Raw genomic sequence first — 15,501 nt, forward strand, 5'->3', positions numbered from 1 at the left:
TGCGGCCGGTTCGGGCGGGTGCGGCCGGTTCGGGCGGGGCTGGGTGGGTCAGCCGGCGGCGGCGAGGGCGGCCGGGATGCGGTCGAGCACCGGGTGCGGCACCAGGCCGTAGGCGTAGAAGTCGACCGCCAGCGCGCCCGCCGCCTTCGCGCCCCTGGCCTTGGCCACCAGGCGGTCGGTCGAGTCGCTGTCGGGGTAGCCGGGCCGCAGCACCGCCCGCACCTCGCGGTCCTTGCCCACCGACCGCAGGTACGCGCCCACGTCGTCGGCCACCCGCGCCGCGTCCCGCGCGTACGCCAGCACGCCGAAGGCGGGCACCAGGTCGCCGAGCGCCACCAGGTCGACGCCGAGCTGCCAGGCGTCGTGGGCGGCCAGGCCCGGCGTCGGCAGGCCGTCCCGGTAGCCCTTCACCGCCCCGGTGGAGTCGATGAAGACCAGCTTGGAGCCCTCTTCGGCGACCGCCGACGACACCTCGGAGACCAGCGTGGTCACGGTCTCCGAGCGCGCCCGCGCGTACGCCACCACCTCGGGACCGGCGTAGGCGGTGAGCGCCGCCCTGGTCACCTCGCCCTGCGCGGCCGGGTCGCCGTCGAAGACGCCGCCCACGATCCGCGCGCACTCCTCGCGCGCCACCTCGGCGTTCACGCCCAGGTCGGTGGCCCGGCGCATGCAGTAGTCGCAGAAGCAGAGCCCGAACAGGAACGTGTCCATGGGGCCGAGCTGCACGAAGGAGCGCTGCGGCTCGACAGGCGTGAAGTGCAGCGCCTCGGCGACCACGCTCTCGACGCCCAGCCGGGCCACCGCCCTGGCCAGCGCGACGGAGTACTCGCGCACGTCGGGATGGGCCGGGCAGAGGTCGACGAGCGAGCCGCGGTCGCCGAAGCAGTCGCGCACGGTCACGTCGGGGTGCTCGTTGCCGAGCGTGGCGTTGCGCAGGAAGACCGTCCAGCCGTGGAGCTTCAGGCCGCGCCCGGCGCACGCCTCGCGCAGCCCGTCGAGGGCGTGGACGTGGCCGGGCACGGGAGCGAGCCGGAGCCCGTCGAACAGCTCGGCCGGCGGGGTGAAGTGGGCGCCGTCGTGCCTGACGGTCAGCCGGGACAGTCCGTGCGGGGTGACGTCGCGCGCGGCGTGGTGGACGGCGCCGACCGTGACCCCGCCCACGCCGTACGCGCTGATCCTGTCGAGCACCCGCTCGACGCCCTCACCGTGCAGGTCCTCGGCGAAGACGTATACCGAACTGTCCACGTGCAGACCTTACGCGCTCTTGTGCGCGACGAAGTCGATCTCCACCAGGATGTTCATGAGCTGCGAGCCCACCGTCGTCCGCACCGGGTACGGCTGGGTGAAATAGGACTTGTACACCTCGTTGTACGCGGCGAAGTCCTCCTTCACGTTCTGGAGGTGGACCGTCGACTTGACGACGTCGTCGAAGCCGAGGCCGTGGGCGGCGAGGATGGCCCCGAGGTTCTTCATGACCTGGTGGGTCTGGGTGGCCACGTCGTCGCCGACGATCTCGCCGGTGTGCGGGTCGAGCGGGCCCATGCCGGAGGTGAAGACGAAGTCGCCCACCACGAGCCCCTGGGAGTACGCCCCGACCGGCGCGGCGCCCTCGGTGGTCTTGAGCTCTTTCTTCACGGAATCTCCCTAGAAATCGGTGTGGATCGTGCCGACGACACGGTAGTCCCGGTCCACCAACGGCAGCACCCGCCACTTGTCGAACGCGGTGCACGGGTGTGAGATCCCGAAGGCCAGCAGGTCGCCCGGCTTGAGCCCGTCGGCCCGGACGACGGTGTGCTGGTCCTGCATCTTCGTGATCGTGACGCCGCTCCGGCGCGGCACCGGCAGGCCCTCGTCGTAGGGCGCGTCGCGCTTTCCCATGCCCACGATCGCCAGGCCCGGCTCGGGCGTGGACAGCACGTGCGCCCACACCTCAAGGGCCGGCCGCAGCTCGCCCTCCATCCGGTTGAACGGCGTGCGCTCCCGGTAGTAGCCGTCGTCGTGGGTGACGTACGCGCCGCTGCGCAGCAGGATCCTGGCGTGCGTGGTGACCAGCTCGCGCCCGATCACGTCGAACCACTGGCTGCCGCCGATCGTCAGGATCGGGGTGCGCACGCGGACGTGCTCGACGGCCTCCTGCAGCCCGCCCAGGTACCGCCGCACCTCGTCGGCGCTCTTCAGCGCCCCTTCGTAGCCGGCGACGCCGGCCAGCTCGACGCCGGGCGTCTCCTGCGCGTACGCGGCCACCTTCAGCAGCTCGTCGAGGGTGCGGCAGCCGGCTCGTCCGCCTTCGTGCCCGAGCTCCGCCAGCACCCGGAACGGCCGGGTCGAGGCGTGCCGGGCGAGGATGTCCACCCCGGCCTCGGAGTCGACGAAGCTGAGGAACTCGAAGGCGGGGTCGCGGTCGAGCTCTCCGGCGGCCCAGGTCAGCCCGGCGGTGTCGACGACCTGGTTGGCCACCATGATCCGATCGCCGCCGTAGCCGCGGGCGATCCTGGCCTGCCGGGTCGTGGCGACCGTCAGCCCCCAGGCGCCCGCCTGGAGCTGCATAGCGGAGATCTCTGGCGACATGTGCGTCTTGACGTGCGGAGCCAGCTCCATGCCGTGGTCGCGGGCGAAGGCCGCCATCGTGGCCACGTTGTGCTCCAGCGCGTCGCGGTGCACGATCATCAGCGGAAAGCCGAGCTCGCCGTCGAGGACGGACTGCCCAAGGATCACCTGCACGACACCCCCTTTTATCCGCGTCTGACCTTATCCCAGGCGGGATCAGCGTGATCGAAGCGCCCGTCCGGGAACGGCCCCGGTCAGCTCGCCGCCGGTCAGCACCCGTACGCCGGAGACGAGCACGTCGTCGACGCCGTGCGCGGGGGTGCGCGGATCGGCGTACGTCGACCGGTCCGACACCGTGAGCGGGTCGAACACCACCAGGTCGGCGACGTGCCCGGTGCGTACCAGCCCGCGCCGGTCGAGGCCGAACCGCCGGGCCGGATGGGAGGCCAGGTGCACGACCGCCTGCTCCCACGTCCAGTCGCCCAGCTCGCGGACGTGCCGGCCGAGGAACCGGGCGAAGGCCCCGAACCCGCGCGGATGCGGATGACCGCCCACGTAGATGCCGTCGGAGCCGCCGGTGTGGGAAGGGTGGCGCAGGATCCGGCGTACGGACTCCTCACCCGCCGGGCCCTCGTCGGGACGCGCGGAGACGCACCCGGCCTCCAGCCGCGTCGCCACCAGCAGGTGGCGGCAGAACGCGGCGGGCGTCATGCCGGCCCGCTCCGCGGCGTCCGGCAGGGCGAGCCCTTCGGCCCATTCCAGGCCGGGCGCGTGGGAGACGGTCAGCCGGGGGTAGACCTCGCCGAGCCCCGCCCACCACTCGTCCAGCTCGGGCGAGGCGATCATCTCCAGTGCCGCGTCGGTGTCGGCGCCCGGCACGGACGGCGGCAGCACCACCATGGCCAGGATCGTGCTGCCGCGCAGGTAGGGGTAGGTGTCGAAGGTGAGGTCCACGCCGTCGTCGTGCGCCCTGCCGACCAGCGGCAGCAGCACGTCGGCCGGCCCGTGCAGGTGGGAGACGTGCACGGCCGCGCCCGAACGGGCGGCGATGTCCACGACCTCCGCCATGCCCACCCCGGCGTTCGCGCCGTAGGCCCGCATGTGGGTGACGTACGGCAGGCCGCCGAGGGGCGCGCACAGGGCGGCCAGCTCGGCCGCGTCGGCGTAGCGGCCCGGCAGGTACTCCAGCCCCGTGGACAGCCCGACCGCGCCCTCCGACAGCCCGCGCTCGACCCGCTCGACCATCGCGGCCAGCTCCGCCCGCGAGGCCGGCTCCGGCGAGGGCCCGAGGACGTCGTAGCGGATCGTGCCGTGCGGCAGCAGGTAGGCCGTGTTCAGCGCCACCGCGCGGTCGTAGCCGTCGAGCAGCTCGGCCACGCTCAGCGGGCCCTCGTGCAGGGCGCCGTTGACGGCGGCGAAGTAGCGGGAGGCGTAGGCGACGGTCGCCGCCGACCCCGGCGCGAAGGACAGACCATCCTGTCCCAGGACGAACGTGGTCACCCCCTGCCGCAACGCCGCGAGCTGCACGGCCGGGTCGAACACGGCGGCGTCGCCGTGGGCGTGGCAGTCGACGAAGCCCGGCGCGACGAACCGGCCGGTCGCGTCGATCACCGTCCCGGCCTGCGCGCCGCCCAGCCTGCCGACCGCCGCGACCTCGTCGCCCGCGATGCCCACATCCGCCCGGTACGGCGGCGCGCCCGTGCCGTCGAGCACCCGCCCGCCGCTGATGACTACGTCGAACCTCACACCAAGATTCAATCAGAGCCGCGCGAGGACGCCGATGGGCACGTGACCGGGCGGACGACGGGCCGCTCGGCCAGCAGGTCCCTGGCCCGCGCGCGGGCGAGGTTCCAGCCGTTCCACGGGTCGGGGCGGTCGAGCCCGTTGGCGCGGACCACGTCGGCCAGCACGCAACTGCGCTGCGGCTCGGGCAGCCGGTCGATCGCGGGCACGGCCTCCGCGCCGAGGTCGCCCAGGTAGTCGGAGTCCATGTTGGTCACGCCGCGCACCTCGACCTGGGTCTGCGCGACCTGCAGATCGGGGTTCACCATCGCGAACGCCCCCAGGCCGAGCCCGGTGACCAGGACGATCGTGCGCGGCAGCCAACCGGAGCCGCGGCCCGCCAGGCGTACCGCCCCGGCCAGCAGCACCAGCGCGAACAGCGCGCCCAGCCACCACACCGTCGCCTGCACCGAGATCCGCAGCCGCGACAGGCCGTAGGCGTCGGTGTAGAGGCTCATCCGGTGCAGGGCCGAGGCCAGCACCACCAGGGTCAGCCCGCACAGCACGCCGAGCATGACGGCCAGCAGCCAGCGCTCGCCGCGCTCGGTCCGCAGCAGCCCCCCGGCCACCGCGACGATGCCCAGCACGAACACGCTGACCACCACGAGCTGGAAGAACCCCTGCCTGGCGTACTCGGCGTAGGTCAGGCCCGCCGTCCGCAGCACCCAGCCGTCGCCGCCGAACAGCACCCTGATCTGGACCGCCACGAACGCCGAGAACAGCAGGTTCACCGCGACCAGCGGCACCAGCCACACGCTCCTGCTGACGCCGAACTTGTGCCCGGGACCGACCGGGTCGATCACCGGCCGCAGCGCCACCAGCACCGTGGCGGCCAGCACCACGGCGACGAACCCGAAGACGAAGATCCGCGAAGGCACCGAGTCCGCCCAGGCCGGGGTGCTGGTCAGGCGCTCGACGTACGCGGCGAACACCGCGTCGGCCGAGGCGAACAGCAGCCCGAACACCAGCACCAGCACGACCGTGATGCCGAGCCCCGCGAGCACCGGCAGGATCCGCCGCCTGGCGGTCAGCTTCCGCAACGGACCGGCGAGGAACCACGGCACCGGGCCGAGCGCGAGCACCACGGACATGCCGCCCCTGACCACGCCCAGCCATCCCGCCCCCGCCCCGGACACCGCCAGCGCGCCCAGCCCGGCCCCCGCCATGAGCAGGATCGCGACCAGCCAGTCCGCGTCGCGCACGGCCGTCATGGAGATCAGCCAGTACGCCGTCATCCCGAACGCCAGCGTCCAGGGGGTCATCCTGCGCAGCACGGCCGGCAGCGCCGCCGCGCCGAGCACCATGGCGACGAGCACGATCCCCAGCCCGACCTGCGCCTCGGGCAGCGCCACGGCGGCGAACACGCCCGCGCCCACGGCGGCCGGCAGCAGCCAGCGCGGGGCAGGGGGCAGCTCGGGCCTGGGGAAGAGCGGCGGCGGCACATACGCCTGCCCGCCCCCACCCCCTCCCAAGCCCCGCCCCGCCCCTTGATGGGCAGCCTCGTGATGCGCAACGCCTTGGTAAGCGGCGCCTTGATGCGCGGCCCCTTGGTGCCCGGCGCCTTGGTAGGCGGCGCTCTGGTACCCGGCGCCTTGGTAGGCGGCGCCCTGGTGCGTGGCGGCCTGGTAGGCGGCTTGGTAGGCCGCCGTTCTGCGCACTGAGCTCGCGCCCAGCGCCATGCCGAGCGCGCCGCCCAGGGCGGTCACCATGACCAGGGTGACGAGCGCGAGGCCGTCACCGACGGTCATCGAAACCAGCACGGCAGCGAACAGACCACCCAGGAAGCCAACGATCACCCCGAGCACCCCGCCACCGACCATCCTGGCCAGCCCCCCGCTTCCCACCGCCGCTGGAGCCGCACCCGCCGTCGCGGGCTGCGCCGGACCGGCCGCCTGATACGCCCCACCCGCCGCCGACACCCCAGCCCCCGCCGCTGTCCCGGCCCGCGCCGACGCCCCTGACCACGCAGGCACCCCGCCCCCTGCGGCGACCCCGACCTCTGCGGGAGTGCCGGATTCTGCTGGGCCGCCAGCCCCTGCCGGTATGCCCGCCCCTATGGTGCTGCCAGGCTCTGCCGGGATCCCAGCCCCTGGGGACACGCCCGCCCCTGCGGCGGCACCAGACACCGGCGTGGCAGCAGCCCCTGCGGGGATGTCAGCCCCTATGGTGTCGCCAGCCTCTGTAGCGGTACCGCCCCCTGTGGGTGCCTCATCCCCTGCGGAGGCCCCAGTCCCGTTGGGGGCGCTCGACCCTCCGAGAGCGCCTGCCCCTTCGGGAGCACCGGTCCCTCCGAGAGCGCCTGCCCCTCCGGGAGCACCGGACGCTGCGGGTACGCCGACCCCGCTGGGGGTGCCGGATGCCGCGAGCGGGCCGGGGTCTGTCGTTGACTGGGTGAGCGGCGTGTCATCGGCCGTGGCCGGCTGGGCCGGCGTTCCCGAGGCCGTCACGCTCTCCCCCGACATCGCGCCCTGAGCCGCCATCACGCCCTGCCCGGCCATGATGCCCTGCCCCACCGTCGTTCCCGAACCCGCCGGGATGCCCTGATCCACCGCCGTCCCAGGGGCCGCCGGGATGCCCTGACCCGCCGTCATGTGCGGGCCCGCCGTCGTCCCCTGGCCAGCCGTCGTCCCCGTGTCGAACGGTGTGTCCGTCATCGTCGTCCTTCCTGGTAGGTCGACGACCATGCGGCACCCCGCGCAATCGTCGATGCGGATCGACCCCCCGTGCAGCTCCACGACCTCCTTGACGATCGCCAGCCCCAGCCCCGCGCCCCCGGAGTCGGCCGCGCGCCCGGCGTCCAGCCGGGAGAACCGTTCGAACACCCGCCCCCGGGCCGCCGCCGGGATGCCCGGCCCCTGGTCGGCCACCACCAGCCGAGCCCCGTCCCGCTGCGCGCCGCACGCCACCGTCACCACGCCCCCGGGAGGGCTGTGCCGTACGGCGTTGTCCAGCAGGTTCGCCAGCACCTGCGCCAGCAGGTCGGGATCGGCCCGCACCCCCAGCCCGCCGGGCACCGACGCCTCGATCGTGACGTCCTCGCGGGCCAGCCCCGCCTCCCGCACGGCCTGCTCGACCAGCGGCGCCAGCGCGACGGCCTCGGGCTCGATCAGCCGGACGCCGGAGTCGAGCCTGGACAGGTCGAGGAGCTGGGCGACCAGGCGGCCGAGCCGTTCGGTCTGGGCGAGCGCGGTCCTCATGGTGACCGGGTCGGGCGCGGAGACGCCGTCCACGACGTTCTCCAGCACCGCGCGCAGGCCGGTGATGGGGGTGCGCAGCTCGTGGCTGACGTTCGCGACGAGCTCGCGCCGCTGCCGGTCCACCTCGCCGAGGTCGGCGGCCATCGCGTTGAACGCCCTGGCCAGCTCGCCCACCTCGTCCCGCGAGGTGGCGCTGACCCGCAGGCCGTAGCTGCCCTTGGCGATGGTCTGGGCGGCCCTGGCCATCTGGCGCAGCGGCTTGGTCATGCCCATGGCCAGCACCTGGACCATGATCAGAGCGAGGATGACCGCGACCACGATCCGGACGTCCCGGGTGAACCCGGCGTTCAGCCCGACCTCGTTCACCACGAACGCGGTGCCCACCGCGAGCACGATGACGATGCCGAGCTTGACCTTGATGCGGCCGAGGAAGTCGAGCGGCCTCATTGCCGGACCAGGGCGTAGCCCACGCCGTGGACGGTGCGCACCACGTCGGAGCCGAGCTTGCGGCGCAACGCGCGGACGTGACTGTCCACGGTCCTGGTCGCGGCGGCCTCGGAGAAGCCCCACACGTCCGACAGCAGCCGGTCGCGCTCGAACACCTGCCCTGGACGCTCGGCCAGCCGTCGCAGCAGGTCGAACTCGGTCCTGGTGAGCTGGGCCTCGATCCCGCCCACGAACACCCGGCGCGCGGCCGTGTCGATCTCCACCTCGCCCACCCTGATCACCGTGTCCTCGACGGCGAGCTGGGCGGCCCGCTCCACCCGGCGCAGCAGCGCGTGGATCCTGGCCACCAGCTCGCGCATGCTGAACGGCTTGGCCAGGTAGTCGTCGGCCCCCACCCCCAGCCCGACCAGCACGTCGGTCTCCTCGCCGAGCGCGGTCAGCATGAGGACGGGCACCGGGCGCGCCGCCTGCATCCTGCGGCACACCTCCAGCCCGTCCAGACCCGGCAACAGCCGGTCGAGGATCACCAGATCGGGCTCCGCCTTCCCGTACTGGACGAGGGCGTCCTGCCCGTCGCCGGCCACCCGGACGTCGAAACCCTCGGCGGCCAGCCTGTTCCGCACGGCCAGGGCGATCGTCACATCGTCCTCGACCACGAGGACGCGCCGCTGCTCTGCCACGTACGAAAGCCTAGAAGTGCGCTGTGCAGACGACACTCCATAATTTGTGCACATCTGGTGCAGACTTGCCGCGTGAACACCGCTGGCTACCTCAGCCGTCTGGGCCTGTCCCACCTGATAGACGCCCCCGCGAGCGCCGAGGGCCTGCGCGCGCTCCACGTCGCGCACGTCGAGAAGGTCGCCTACGAGGCGCTGGAGATCTGGCTCGGCCGCCCCACCTCCCTCGATCCCGTCGAGTCCGCCGAGCGCATCATCAGGGGCCGCGGCGGCTACTGCTACCACCTGAACGGCGCCTTCTCCGAGCTGATCAGGAGCCTCGGTTACGACGTCACCAGGCACGTCGGCGGCGTGCAGAACCCCGGCAGCGAGCCCGGCGTCACCGGCAACCACCTCGTGCTGACCGTGCGCGGCCTGCCGAGCCAGGACAACCCGGGCGGCGAGTGGCTGGCCGACCTCGGCCTCGGGGACGGCCTGCACGAGCCGCTGCCGCTGGTCGCGGGCGCGTACCGGCAGGGGCCGTTCACGTACGTCCTGCGGCCGTCGCAGGTCGCGCCCGGCGGGTGGCGGTTCGACCATGACCCGAGCGGTTCGTTCGAAGGGATGGATTTCGAGCGGACCCCAACGGAGATGTCCGCTTTCGCTGATATGCACAACCATTTGTCGACGTCACCGTCGTCCGGATTCGTGCGCACCGCCGTCGTGCAGAGGCGCGACGCCTCGGGCGTGGACACGCTGCGCGGGCTCGTCCTGACCCGGGTCGGCGCCGGCAGCCACTCGATCACCCTGGACACGGCCCGCGACTACTTCGCGGCGCTCGGCGACGTGTTCGCGCTGACCTTCGACGACCTCACCGACCAGGACGAGGAGCGCCTCTGGAGCAGGCTGCACGACGCCCACGAGGCGTGGCTGACCGGCCGGACCGCGTGATGGCCGGGCGGGCCGGTCGAGCGCTATCGTGCACTCGACATGGCTGAGACCAGGAAGCTGGCCGGGCGCTACCGGCTGCTCAACCCCCTGGGCGCGGGGTCCGTACGGCTGGCCTTCGACGAGACGGAACACCGCGACGTCGCGGTCAGAGAGCTGCGCATCCCGCCCGAGCTCCGCGAGTCCGCGCTGCACGAGGCGCGCAGGGCCGCGGGGCTGCGGCACGCCTCGATCGCCCGGGTGCTCGGCGTGCTGGTCGAGGACCGGGTGCCCTGGCTGGTCATGGAGTTCGTCTCGGGGGTGTCGCTGGAGCAGGCCGTACGCGCGCGGCAGCCGCTGCCCGTCGTCCAGGTGGCCAGGATGGGCGTCTGCGTGCTGTCGGCGTTGTCCGTGGCGCACGCGGCGGGGATCGTCCATGGGCAGGTCAGCCCCGGGAACGTGCTGCTGACCAGCACCGGGAGGGCGGTGCTCACCGGGTTCGGGGTGCCGAGCCTCAGCATGCGGCCCTCGGCCGACCTGTGGTCGCTGGCGGCCACGCTGCACTTCGCCGTCGAGGGCCGCCCGCCCGGCCAGGTGCCCGCCGAGGGCGCCGATCCGCTGCGGTCGCTGATCCGCGCCATGCTGCATCCCGCCGGGTCGCCGCCGGTGGAGGTGGTCCGCGAGACGCTGGAGCGGCTGGCCCTCGACCAGCCGCTCGACCAGGTCGTCCGCGCCCTTGGACCGCTCCCGCCCGCCGAGGTGGCCGAGATCGGGCTCGCCCTGCTCGACCAGCTCCAGGCCATGGGCGGCCGGCACGGGGCGGTGCAGCCGAGCGGCGTGCTCATCTCCGACCAGGGGCGGGCCACGCTGGTCGCCCCGCTGCGGTCGGGCACCGTCCCGGCGTACACGGCTCCGGAGGGGGTGGCGAGCCCGGCCGCCGACCTGTGGTCCCTCGGCGCCACCCTGTTCATGGCGGTGGAGGGGGTGCCGCCCGCGCCGGGGGCGTCGCTGGCGCGGGCCGGGGCGCTGGCTCCCGTCCTGGTGCGCCTGCTGTCGGGCAACCCGGCCGACCGGCCCGCCCCCGAAGTCCTCCGGCACGAGCTGCGGGCGGTCATGGGCCCGCGGCGATGACCCGCGTGCCCGTCCTGCCGCGCGCCGCCGGCGCCGGCTCCGTCACGCGGGACGCCGGCCGGTGGTGGCCGCTCGTGCCCGCCGGCGTCGCCGCGGCGGCCGGGTCCTGGGGGCTGCCGGGGCCGTCGTTGTGGCGGGACGAGTCGGTCAGCGCGCTGGTCGCGCGCATGCCGTTCGGCGAGCTGCGCCGTTTCCTCGCCGACCTCGACGCCGTCCACGCCCTCTACTACCTGCTGCTGCGGCCCTTCGCCGCGCTTCCCTGGCCGCCGGAGATCGCCGTCCGGCTGCCCTCGGTGCTCGCCTTCACCGCCGCCGCGCTCGGGGTCGCGGCCCTGGGCCGCCGCCTGGCCGGCACCCCCGCCGGCCTGTACGCCGGTCTGCTGTACGCCCTCACCCCCGTCGCCGCCCGGTACGCCCAGGAGGCCCGCTCGTACGCCCTGGTGAGCGCGGTCGCCGTGCTGGCCACGTGGCTCCTGGTCAAGCTGCTGGACCGTCCGGGCGCGGGGGTCTGCGCGGCCTACGGCGCGAGCGTGGCCCTGCTGGGCTGGCTGCACCTGTACGCCCTGCTGCTCGTCCCCGCCCACCTGCTCACCGCTTGGCTGCCCGCACTCCGCCGCCGGCTCACCGCGAACCCGTCGTCCGCCGTCGTGCGGACGTCGGTCGCGGTCGGCGCGGCGGGGGCGGCGCTCGTGCCGCTGCTGGTCCTGGCCGCCGGTCAGCGGGACGCCCAGGTGTTCTGGCTCAGGGCCCCCGGCTGGGCCGAGCTGGCCGCCTTCCCCGGTGAGGTCGCGGGGGCGGGCGCGGCCGTGCTGTTCGCGGCCGCGTTGTGGGGAGCCGTGCGCGCCCCGGCTGTGGCGGTGTGGGCGGTGCTGCCGGTGGCGCTCTCGTTCGCGATCTCCCAGGTCCAGCCCGTCTACCATCCGCGTTACGTGCTCTTCGCGGTCCCGCTGCTCGCGGTGCTCGCCGGGATCGGCCTGGCCGGGGTGCGTTGGCGGGCCGTGCCGGTGGCGGCCCTGGCGCTGTTCGCCGTGCTCGTGTTCCCCGCGCAGGCGGCGATGAGGCAGCCCGCCGCCCGTCCCGACGACCTGCGCACGCTGGCCGCCACGCTGGCCGCGGAGGAACGTCCGGGCGACCGGGTGCTGTTCGTGCCGCAGCGCTTCCGGCTGTTCGTGGCCGTGTACGGCGCCCCGTACGACCGCCTGACGGACCTCACCCGCGCGCCCGGCGCGCCCGGCCCGCGCACGGCCGCCGAACTGGACGCGGCCCTGAAGGGCGTGGACCGGGTCTGGCTCGTCTCCCCCAGAATCGGGACGAAGTACGCCGACGACGAGCGCTACCGCACCCTCCAAAGAACGCTCGTCCCAGGACAGACCCGCACGTTCGGCTCGATCCACCTCACCCTCTGGTCCCGCAACAATTGAGATACATCGCGTCATGGAACCTCAGGCACGGGTCCACTCGTTGGACGGGCGACGCAGAATGTGGGAGAGGCGGGGCGCGGGCTCCGCGTTCGGAGGAAGCCAGGGATGTCGCCAGTTCAGAAGTACGTCATCGGCGCAGGCGCCGCGGTTCTGCTCTCGCTGATCTTCTTGCCGGGCTGGATCACCCTGCTGGTGGTGCTCGGCGCGGTCGCGGCGCCGGTGGTCGGCTACCTCATGCTCGACCCGTCGCAGCGCGAGCGGCTCAAGCGGGCCCGCAGGCGCGGGATTGGCGGCTGAGGCCCGCGAGCCGCGGCGGGGGTCGTCAGGCCCTCGCCGCGCTCAGCTCCGACCGCACCCGGCTGTGCACCCTGCGCTCGACGTAGAACGACAGGAACGGGACGGTGCCGCCGAGCATGACCCCGAGCATGTACGGCCAGCTCCAGCGCGCCTTCATGCCCAGGTTCATGACGGTGATGAGGTAGATCATGTACAGGCCGCCGTGGATGGGCGCGACGATCTTCGACAGCTCGGCGGCGCCGAAGCCGTAGCGCAGCACCATCGCGACGCACAGGATGAGCAGCATGACGCCGACCACGTAGGCGAGCACCCGGAAGGGCTTGAGAGCCGATTCCACCGTTAACCTTCCAGAACCATCTCGGGGGACTTGTCGCGGTCCCGATCCGCCCGTACGGCGTCGCGTACGAAGTGGAACCACATGAAGACGGCGAATCCAGCGAAGATCCACCAGTTTGCGGCATAAGCCAGGTTACGCCAGGTCAGCGTGCCGCCGACCTCCGGCGGCCGGATCTTCACCTGCGTGAGCGAGCCGGACGGCGGCTGCGCCACCATGAAGCCGGTCCGCAGCTTCTGGCCGGTCCACAGGTTGATCAGCTCTCCGGTGGACACGGTCTGCACCTGGCCGGGAGGCAGCCCCTCGGCCCGCCGCTGGACGCTGTCGGTGCCCTGCTGACCCCGCAGCCGCCCCTGCACCGTGACCCGGCCCTGCGGCACGGCGGCGACGCCCGGATCGTCCGCCTTGGCCACCCAGCCGCGCACGACCGGCATCAGCGTGCCGTCGTCGAGCCTGAGCGGGGTGAGCACCCAGTAGCCGTGGCCGCGCGAGACGTTGCCGCCGGGGGCGTCGACGTCGGGCCGCCGGTCGGCGACCAGGAGCTGCCGGGCGGCCTCGTACGTGCCCTCGGCGGCGACCCTGCGGCCGACGGCCTCGCCCTCCATCTGCCCGCCCACCTGGGCCAGCGTGGCGACCCCCACGGGCGCAGGATCGACGGCCGCGTGCGGCTTGCCGGAGTCCTGGAACACGCCGAGCTGCCAGCGGCCCAGCAGGATGAACGCGACGAGGACCCCGATCGTCAGCAGATGCAGCCCCACGACGCGGGGCGAGAGCAGGGTCCGGAGCATGCCTCAAAGCTATCCGCCGGGGGGAGTGGTCCCCTCATCAGCCCATGCCTACAGGTAGTGGCAAAGGGGTGCAAATGGACCATGCCATCGCGCTAGGCTGCTGGCCATGTCTGACCAGCATATCGATCCCGCGGGCAACACCCAGCAGTTCCGCGCCTTCGCTCAGCGCCAGGAGCAGGAGGCCGCGGCGGCCCCCAAGAAGTCGCCGCTGCTGCCGATCCTCGCGGTCGCCGTGGTGATCGTGATCATCGGCGTCGCCGCCTTCCTGCTGCTCCGCTAACACCCAACCGCACACGGACACCCCACCCGCCCCGACGCCGTGGCGGGTCTTCGCCGTCTCCGCACACCTGGCACATACCGGCCGGTCGGTGTGACGGGCTTCATGACAGGACGCCCCTGGACCGGCGGCTGACGACTGACTACTTTGGACATTACGTCCAATACACCGGACACCATAGCCGAGGAGAGGCTCAAGCAGCACGTCAAGGGGTTCATGAGGTCAGGGGGTTCAGTGGCCGAGCCAGGATTGGTGATCATCGGCACCGGCTTCGCCGGGATCGGCATGGCGATCAAGCTCAAGCAGGCCGGCTACCACGACTTCGTGATCCTGGAGAAGGCCGCCGACCTCGGCGGCACCTGGCGGGACAACACCTACCCCGGCTGCGCGTGCGACGTGCCGTCGCACATGTACTCCTACTCGTACGAGCTGAACCCCGGCTGGTCGCGGATGTTCGCCCCGCAGGCCGAGATCCGGGACTACGTCCGCAGGTGCGCGGACAAGTACGGAGTGACCCCCCACATCCGCTACGACAAGCACGTCACGTCCCTGGAGTACGACGACGACCGCCGGAACTGGACGGTCACCACGGAGGACGGCGCAACCATCCGGACGAACGCGATCGTTTCCGGCATCGGCGCCCTCCACATCCCGAAATTTCCGGAAATTGTGGGGAGGGAATCCTTCGCCGGCCCGTCCTTCCACTCCGCCGAATGGGACCACTCGGTCGACCTGACCGGCAAGCGCGTCGCCGTCGTCGGCACCGGCGCGTCCGCCGTCCAGTTCGTCCCCCGGCTCGCCCCCCGGGTGCGCGAGCTGACCGTCTTCCAGCGCACGCCGCCGTGGATCCATCCCAAGCCCGACTTCGCCTTCTCCCCCGCCGCCCGGCGCGTCCTGGCCCTGCCCGGCATGGCGCGGGCCCTGCGCGGGGCCATCTACTGGGCGCTGGAGAGCCGGGCGCTCGGCTTCGCGGTGCACCCGCGCCTGATGAAGGCGCACGAGGCGCTGGCGCTCAGGCACCTGGCGGCGCAGGTGCCCGATCCCGGCCTGCGCCGCAGGCTGACGCCCGGCTACACGATCGGCTGCAAGCGCGTGCTGATCTCCAGCGACTACTATCCGGCCCTGACCCGGCCGGACGTCACCCTCGTCACCGACGGCATCGCCGAGATCCGGCCCCGCTCGATCGTGACCACGACCGGCGCGGAGCACGCGGCCGACGTGATCGTCTACGGCACCGGCTTCAAGGTCGTGGAGGCCCTCCAGGACCAGCGCATCACCGGCCGGAACGGCCTGAAGATCCAGGACGCCTGGCAGCACGGCATAGAGACCTACCACGGCATCACCACCTCCGGCTTCCCGAACCTGTTCTTCCTGCTCGGCCCGAACACCGGCCTCGGGCACAACTCGGTGGTCTTCATGATCGAATCGCAGGTCCGCTACGTCATCGAGTGCCTGCGCCTGCTCTCCAGGAACCAGGCCAGGGCGCTGGACGTCAGGAAGGACGTCCAGGACGCCTTCAACCGCCGGCTGCACGCGCGCCTGGACCCGCTCGTGTGGAACGCGGGCGGCTGCCGCTCCTGGTATCTGGACGAGCACGGAGTGAACCGGACGATCTGGCCGGGCTTCACCTTCGAGTACTGGGCCCGTACGCGGCGGGTGCGGCCGCAGGCGTACGAGCTCATCTACTGAGGACGGCG

14 protein-coding genes are annotated in these 15,501 nt (G+C 73.0%); 6 read left to right on the forward strand and 8 right to left on the reverse strand.

Features of this window, described 5'->3' with window-relative positions; translation table 11 throughout:
- Nucleotides 1–48: 48 nt before the first annotated feature.
- From ACIBST_RS08065 to ACIBST_RS08090, 6 genes are read right to left on the reverse strand one after another with little or no spacing between them, the layout of a single operon-like run.
- Nucleotides 49–1,245: a hypothetical protein gene (locus tag ACIBST_RS08065; RefSeq protein WP_397170083.1), complete on the reverse strand. Its 1,197-nt coding sequence runs from the start codon at nucleotides 1,243–1,245 to the stop codon at nucleotides 49–51.
- 9 nt (nucleotides 1,246–1,254) lie between these two features.
- On the reverse strand, nucleotides 1,255–1,635 hold the full coding sequence (locus tag ACIBST_RS08070; protein ID WP_352322636.1) for a Rid family detoxifying hydrolase: 381 nt from the start codon (nucleotides 1,633–1,635) through the stop codon (nucleotides 1,255–1,257).
- A 9-nt stretch (nucleotides 1,636–1,644) separates the two neighbouring features.
- A complete protein-coding gene (locus ACIBST_RS08075; RefSeq protein ID WP_397170085.1) occupies nucleotides 1,645–2,721 on the reverse strand; it encodes an alanine racemase in 1,077 nt (358 codons plus the stop codon).
- 42 nt (nucleotides 2,722–2,763) lie between these two features.
- A complete protein-coding gene (locus tag ACIBST_RS08080) occupies nucleotides 2,764–4,293 on the reverse strand; it encodes an amidohydrolase family protein (protein WP_397170087.1) in 1,530 nt (509 codons plus the stop codon).
- A gap of 8 nt (nucleotides 4,294–4,301) precedes the next feature.
- The gene (locus ACIBST_RS08085; protein ID WP_397170088.1) at nucleotides 4,302–7,973 is read right to left on the reverse strand and encodes a DUF4153 domain-containing protein; all 3,672 of its coding nucleotides are present in this window, start codon (nucleotides 7,971–7,973) and stop codon (nucleotides 4,302–4,304) included.
- A complete protein-coding gene (locus ACIBST_RS08090) occupies nucleotides 7,970–8,653 on the reverse strand; it encodes a response regulator transcription factor (RefSeq protein WP_387668586.1) in 684 nt (227 codons plus the stop codon). The genes ACIBST_RS08085 and ACIBST_RS08090 overlap by 4 nt, the downstream gene beginning before the upstream one ends.
- Before the next feature lie 72 nt (nucleotides 8,654–8,725).
- Here ACIBST_RS08090 and ACIBST_RS08095 point away from each other — a divergent pair, with 72 nt between their 5' ends.
- The 4 genes from ACIBST_RS08095 to ACIBST_RS08110 all read left to right on the forward strand — a co-directional run bounded on the left by ACIBST_RS08095 (nucleotide 8,726) and on the right by ACIBST_RS08110 (nucleotide 12,405).
- Entirely contained in the window at nucleotides 8,726–9,580 is an 855-nt protein-coding gene (locus ACIBST_RS08095; RefSeq protein WP_397170090.1) for an arylamine N-acetyltransferase, read from the forward strand.
- Nucleotides 9,581–9,619: 39 nt separating this feature from the next.
- Nucleotides 9,620–10,687, forward strand: coding sequence for a protein kinase (locus ACIBST_RS08100; RefSeq protein ID WP_352322641.1), 1,068 nt, complete (start codon nucleotides 9,620–9,622; stop codon nucleotides 10,685–10,687).
- Complete coding sequence (locus tag ACIBST_RS08105; RefSeq protein ID WP_397170092.1) at nucleotides 10,684–12,108, forward strand: glycosyltransferase family 39 protein; 1,425 nt, start codon at nucleotides 10,684–10,686, stop codon at nucleotides 12,106–12,108. Before ACIBST_RS08100 ends, ACIBST_RS08105 begins: the two co-directional genes overlap by 4 nt.
- Nucleotides 12,109–12,213: 105 nt before the next feature.
- Nucleotides 12,214–12,405 carry a hypothetical protein gene (locus ACIBST_RS08110; protein WP_352322643.1) on the forward strand — a complete coding sequence of 64 codons (192 nt, stop codon included), beginning with the start codon at nucleotides 12,214–12,216 and terminating at the stop codon, nucleotides 12,403–12,405.
- Between the two features lie 25 nt (nucleotides 12,406–12,430).
- On the opposite strand, the gene ACIBST_RS08115 is transcribed toward ACIBST_RS08110, so the two are convergent.
- Together ACIBST_RS08115 and ACIBST_RS08120 are read right to left on the reverse strand one after the other, a co-directional pair.
- Nucleotides 12,431–12,742 carry a DUF3817 domain-containing protein gene (locus ACIBST_RS08115; protein WP_352322644.1) on the reverse strand — a complete coding sequence of 104 codons (312 nt, stop codon included), beginning with the start codon at nucleotides 12,740–12,742 and terminating at the stop codon, nucleotides 12,431–12,433.
- A gap of 2 nt (nucleotides 12,743–12,744) precedes the next feature.
- Entirely contained in the window at nucleotides 12,745–13,527 is a 783-nt protein-coding gene (locus tag ACIBST_RS08120) for an SURF1 family protein (protein ID WP_397170094.1), read from the reverse strand.
- Nucleotides 13,528–13,633: 106 nt separating this feature from the next.
- Here ACIBST_RS08120 and ACIBST_RS08125 point away from each other — a divergent pair, with 106 nt between their 5' ends.
- The gene (locus tag ACIBST_RS08125) at nucleotides 13,634–13,807 is read left to right on the forward strand and encodes a hypothetical protein (protein WP_357990759.1); all 174 of its coding nucleotides are present in this window, start codon (nucleotides 13,634–13,636) and stop codon (nucleotides 13,805–13,807) included.
- A 213-nt stretch (nucleotides 13,808–14,020) separates the two neighbouring features.
- The gene (locus tag ACIBST_RS08130) at nucleotides 14,021–15,493 is read left to right on the forward strand and encodes a flavin-containing monooxygenase (protein WP_397170096.1); all 1,473 of its coding nucleotides are present in this window, start codon (nucleotides 14,021–14,023) and stop codon (nucleotides 15,491–15,493) included.
- Nucleotides 15,494–15,501 lie beyond the last annotated feature (8 nt).

Source organism: Nonomuraea sp. NPDC049684, from assembly GCF_044465345.1.
GTDB lineage: Bacteria > Actinomycetota > Actinomycetes > Streptosporangiales > Streptosporangiaceae > Nonomuraea.